Source organism: Streptomyces scabichelini (assembly GCF_011045015.1).
GTDB lineage: Bacteria > Actinomycetota > Actinomycetes > Streptomycetales > Streptomycetaceae > Streptomyces > Streptomyces scabichelini.
This window is the reverse complement of sequence record NZ_JAAKZY010000371.1, coordinates 1-5,265: the sequence shown is the minus strand read 5'-3', so window position 1 is coordinate 5,265 and position 5,265 is coordinate 1. Positions and strand designations below refer to the sequence as shown.

The following is a 5,265-nucleotide window of genomic DNA, read 5'->3' as shown; positions in this document are numbered from 1 at the left end:
GGGGCAGGGAGCGGGATCGTGGTGATCGTCTGTCGAGGTCCTTGCGTCGATCCCTGCGTCGAAAGGAGCGCCGGGGGCCCCGTCGTGCCCGGTGCCTTGAAGCGGACGTGCAGGTGGTCGTCGTGGCCCGCCCATTTCTGTACGCCCCGGATGCCGGGGCCGTTGAAGAGGACGAAGTGGACCGGCAGTACGCCGTTGGCCCGCAGCCGGTCGACGAGGTCCTGGGTGAGGGGCGGGGAGTAACCGGGCTGGTCCCAGCGGGTGGGCGCCTCCCCGCCGTCGGCGCGTACCGGGCGGATGTCGACGTCCAGGCCCAGCCGATGGGAACCGTGGCCCGAGAGGGGACCGCCCCCGCGTACGGAGATCTCACGGACCCCGATCCGCGGTCCGCCGGGCCGGGCCCGGTGCCACCCCAGGGCGGTCGCCAGCAGAGCCCGGAGCGTCTCCGGCCGGGCGAAGTGGCGCTCGCGCGGGCCGCCCGTGTAGAAGCCCGGCCCCTGCACGGGCAGTTGGGCGGAGATCGCCGGATCCTGGGCGAGGCCCGCGGCAACCCGCAGATACGCCCAGGTCGTCGGCCCGATGACGCCATCGGCCGGAAGCCCGGTCCTGGACTGCCACTTGTACGTCTCGGTCACCAGCGCGGCGTCGTCCCACACAGTGCGCCGCGGGTTGAGGACGCGCCGGACCTCGGCCGTCCGCGCGCCCCAGCCCAACCTGCCGGCGTACGCACGGTTTCGCTCGATCCGCGAGGGCGGGGCTTCGGTGAGCAGTGACATGCCGTCACCTTCCCTCCGGCCGCGGCAGCCGGGGGACACCCTGGTAGCCGGGTGGCAGTGACGCGGGCTGGGCGCCGAAGGGACGTTGGGCGGGCGGCAGTTGGGGCACCGATCCGGCCCGCTGGACGGCGGGTGCCGTCCTGCGGCGGCCCAGGGCGGGGGCGGTGCCGCCTGCGGCGGGGGCCATGGCCGGGCGTCCGGAGCGGTACTGGGCGAGACGGCGGCGCAGATGGAGGACGGGCAGCTGCGCGTCGATCGGGGTGCCGGTCAGGTCGGCGCCGGTGACCGAGCGGTACGAGTGGACGTACCCCTGGATCTCCGTTCGCCAGTAGCGTGCCCAGTTCGCCGCGAAGTTGCGGTCGCTGATGTCGCTCCAGTTGCCGAACCGCACGGACAGCAGCAGCTGTTCGCCGAACCGCCCCAGATCGCGGAAGTGGATCACGGTGTCCGGGGTCCACCCCTGGAGCCGCTTCATCGTGTCCACCCGGTCCATCCATGCCTCGGGGTAGGCGACCATCGTCCGGCCCGGGAGGAACTCGCGCATCTCCGGACGGGCCAGGATCCACTGCTGCATCAGCATCTCCTGCCGCGCGGTCCAGGGAAGGTCGCCGTACTGGTTGTGCTGTCCTTCCGTGAGCAGCAGATGGACGTCCTTGAGAGCGTTGAGCACGGGGAACCCGTCGGCGATGACGGTGGTGTCGTCGTCCTCGCGGAAGAACGCGGAGGCCAGGTTGAGCAGGGTGTGGAAGGCCTCCAGGAACCGGGGGCGGCTGTCGGCAGCACGCAACTGAGCCGCGTTGGGCGGCAGTTGGTTGATGCCGTAGTGGTGGTCGTACTCGTGCGCACGGCGCAGAGCCGTCAGGCGGTGCTGTTCGTCCTGGACGTAGCCCCACAGGATCGGGTTGAGGCCACGCAGCGGATCGATCTCCACATGGGCCAGCGGATCGCGGGCGCCCGGGCTGCGGATGTTCTGGAACCGCCGCGCGATGGCGTCCACGGAGTGGGTGAGCATGCCCTCCTCGTGCCAGTAGTTCCAGATGAGCTCCAGGAAGCAGGGGAAGGCTAGTTTCTCGCGCAGGATGCCGTAGCAGTCGTTGCCGAAGCCGTCGCGTACGGGGATTCCCTGGTCGCCGAGTTTGTCGCGGATGACCCCGAGATAGGGCAGCACGGCGGGGTCGGCGGAGGGGAGTTCGGGCCGGTTGGCCTTGATGTAGCGCGCCCAGCGATTGACGATCGCCAGCTGGAAGGCGTCACTGCCCGGTTCGGTCGTGCTGTAGCGCCGTAGTTCATCCGCCAGCTCCTGGTCGGTGAAGCCCAGCACGTCCGGGACGTCGAACGAGTTCACATGGACGCCGCAGTTGGCCAGCAGAAACACCTCGGTGGCGACCTTGAGCAGCAGATAGGCGTCCACCCCCGGGAACGGGAGCGAACGGTCCCCCACGTCCCGCCGTCCTCCGGCCGGCACGTGTGGCCGCGCGTCGGTGCACATGATGTCGTTGATCCAGTCGGCGTACGGCTTGAACCCGAGCCGGTCGGTGCTGCGCCGGATGACGGTCCACAGCGCCTGGTCGTCCGTCGGGTCGGTGCCCGTGCGGCGCATGTGGACCTGGAGAGGATCGCCGGGGCCGAAGGGCCTGGAGGTCACGTCGAAGGCGTCGGTGTACGACACCGGGTCGTCGCCGGGCATGTGGTGGACGGCGGCGGCGATGTACTCGGTGGGCTGCTGGTTGTCCGGCACGTCCCACGAGATGTTCCAGGGGCCCGGCGCGTCGGCGTCGGGGTGTGTGACGGCGATGATGTTTCCGTCGATCTGCCAGGTGACGGTGGCGGTGGCGACAGCCGCCCGCTCGTCGAGGGCGTCACCGCCCGGGTTGGCTCCAGCCACCTCCACCAGTTCGACCTCCACCGCTTCCGGAACGGCCCGCCCCGCGCCTGCCTTCTTGGCGGCGGCCTTGACCCTCCTGGCAGTCGGCTTCTCGGCGATGGCATCGGCCGCGTCGCCGATCACGACGCGGGTCAGCGTCAGACGGACCCTCCCTCCCTGTTCGACACGGTCTGGTTTGGCCGTGAGCGTGAACATGACTGACCTCCTCAGCTCGTCGAGCTGTCGGCGAGAACTGCAGGGGCACCCGCACACCGCGTGATACCGGCGAGCGTGCTCGAGAGCGCCCAGTGGGTGATCACATCGCCGAGGAGCCGGCTTTCTTCCTCGGGGCTGATCAGTGCGGCGGCCCTGGCCTGGCCGAGGACCGCGAAGACGAGCGTCGGCGGGGCCGAGCGCAGGAGATCCGGGCGGCGCACCCAGTGCGCGTGGCGGGCGGCCAGCTGCTCGGGACGGCGGGACGCGAGCGGCATGACGTCGCCGAGCCGGGAGCCGCCCAGCGCGGGCGGGCGATGGTTCAGCAGGACGTCGACGAAGCGCGGCATCGTCGACTCCAGCGCCCCGATCAGCCGCCGCAGTTCCTCCGGGAGACGGGTCGGCGGGTAGAGCGCGGACCAGAGAGAGCCGAGCGCGCGCCACTGCGGATGGGGATAGAGGGCGTCGCCCATCGCACAGCTCAGCCGGACCCGGATGTACGGCAGCGGGTGCGGATCGTCCGGCAGGGCCGTGAACACGAACCTGCGGGGCAGGCTCACCACTCCCATCAGGCCGAGCGTGCCCGCCACACCGAGCTGGCCCACCGACCAGAAGTCCGCGACGATCTCACTGATCGTCAGCCCCCAGTAGGCGAAGGCCGCGCGCTCCGCGGGACCGCGCCCGGTCAGCTCGGCGTCGAGGAGTGCCGGGCGCAGGGAGTCCACCAGACCCAGCAACGCCGCCGCCTGGTGGCCGACTTCGTGGACGAGGGAGGCGCCGATCCCGTACCCCACCATGCGCTCCCGGGGAATGCGGATCAGGGCCACCGGAGTCCTGTCCCCTCCGGGGATCCGGGTGTTCACCCTGCGGATGGCCGCGCCGGGTCCGTGATCGAGATACGTGATCAGCGGTGGCGGCCGGCGCAGCGGTGTCCGCGGGGCGCCGAGTGCGTCCGCGGCGGCGACGTCCAGGCCGGCCAGCCACACCCCGATGTCCCGCTCGCTGCGCTGGGTCACGGCCTCCTGGTACAGGTCGAACTGGGTCAGGACGTCGTTGAAACGCCGGCGCAGCGTCGTGAACCGCCGCTGGGCGAGCTCCGGCGATCCGGTGCGCCCCGGTCCGGCGAGCCAGGTCAGATACGCCTCGACCCGGCGGCGCAGTGCGGTGCGCCCGGTGATCAGGAACCGTTCGACGGCGACCTGTGCCTCGGGCGTCGGCGCGGCGGCCGGCACCATCGTCTCGTGCAGGGCGAAGGGCTTCACCCGGTCCAGCCGGGTCAGCAGGGCACGGGCCTCGCCGCTCAGCAGCGAGACGGCCGCGGACGTCGCCTCCATGGTTTCCTCAGAGCCCCAGGATCACGATCTTGCGGCCGTGGCGGACCCAGCGGCCCGACTGCGGCCGGTCCGCGTCGAGCCCCGGCTGCCCGGCGCCGTTCATGGAGGCGGCGGGCGGCTGCGCAGGCCAGTACCAGGGGGCCGGGCGCCCGACCAGCTGCGGGTAGCGCACGAGGCCGGGCGCGTGCCGGCGGGCGGCTGACAGGAGGGCGTCCCTGGCCAGCAGCTGGGGCGCGCCCTGCCGCTGGTCGAGTGCCGCGTTGTTCGCGGCGGTGGCGGCCAGCCGGACGAAGCGGCGGGCGACCTCGAACTCGTACTCCTGGCGGTCGACGCCCTCGGACTGGACTTCGAAGAGCTTGCTCGCCATGGTCCCCAGCGCGCCGCCGACCATCGTGCCGAGGCCGGGGATGGGGATCAGTGTCCCCAGGGCCTTGCCCGCGAGAGGCAGGGCGAACCGGGCCACGTTCTTCAGGGCGCCGCCGATCGCACGACCCACGCCCGATTTGAGGAATCCGCCCACACCACGGCCGATCCTGGCCAGGAGGCCGCCGAGGAACTGCTCGAGCTCCGCCTCGGTCGTGATCTCCAGCAGCTCCGAAGCCAGCTGGATCTCCTCCTGTTCGCTGAGCGGACTCTCCAGCTCCGCCTGGCCCGTTTCCCCGTACTGCGGGCCCTCGTGCAGCCCGGCCCCGGCCTCCCAGTTCTCGGCGTGGGCACCGAACTCGCCCGCCTCGCCGTGCCCGCCGAACATGCCGGCCTCGCCGGGGCCGGCGTATTCGGGCTGTTCCCCGTGCGCACCGAACTCGGCCTCGGCGCCCTGTATCTCGTACTCGCCGGGGACCTGCGCCTCCGCGCCGAACTCCAGCTCCTGCTCGTAGGACTCGCTCTCGTGATAAGGGGTGAGCCCGTACTGCTGCATGCCCATCAGCTCCTCCCGGTCGCGGCGACCGTGGTCTGCCGAGCCCTCACATGGGCTCCGGTCGCCAACGTAGGAAGACCGGGCGGGGCACCGCGTCAGTGACGGCTTCCGGGGCGGCCCCTGGGTCCGGGTCCACAGCGGCCGGGGGAGGGGGCGAGG

The 5,265-nt window shown here is 71.7% G+C and carries 4 protein-coding genes; all 4 read right to left on the bottom strand.

All coding sequences use genetic code 11. The features are described from left to right. A partial coding sequence (locus G5C60_RS49290; RefSeq protein WP_206440960.1) for a penicillin-insensitive murein endopeptidase occupies positions 1 to 776 on the bottom strand: 776 nt, incomplete at its 3' end. A 4-nt stretch (positions 777 to 780) separates the two neighbouring features. Then, on the bottom strand, positions 781 to 2,856 hold the full coding sequence (locus tag G5C60_RS49285) for an 8-amino-7-oxononanoate synthase (protein ID WP_165270615.1): 2,076 nt from the start codon (positions 2,854 to 2,856) through the stop codon (positions 781 to 783). Between the two features lie 11 nt (positions 2,857 to 2,867). Next, the gene (locus G5C60_RS49280) at positions 2,868 to 4,187 is read right to left on the bottom strand and encodes a hypothetical protein (protein ID WP_165270613.1); all 1,320 of its coding nucleotides are present in this window, start codon (positions 4,185 to 4,187) and stop codon (positions 2,868 to 2,870) included. Between the two features lie 7 nt (positions 4,188 to 4,194). After that, a complete protein-coding gene (locus G5C60_RS49275; RefSeq protein ID WP_165270611.1) occupies positions 4,195 to 5,106 on the bottom strand; it encodes a hypothetical protein in 912 nt (303 codons plus the stop codon). Between the last annotated feature and the right edge of the window lie 159 nt (positions 5,107 to 5,265).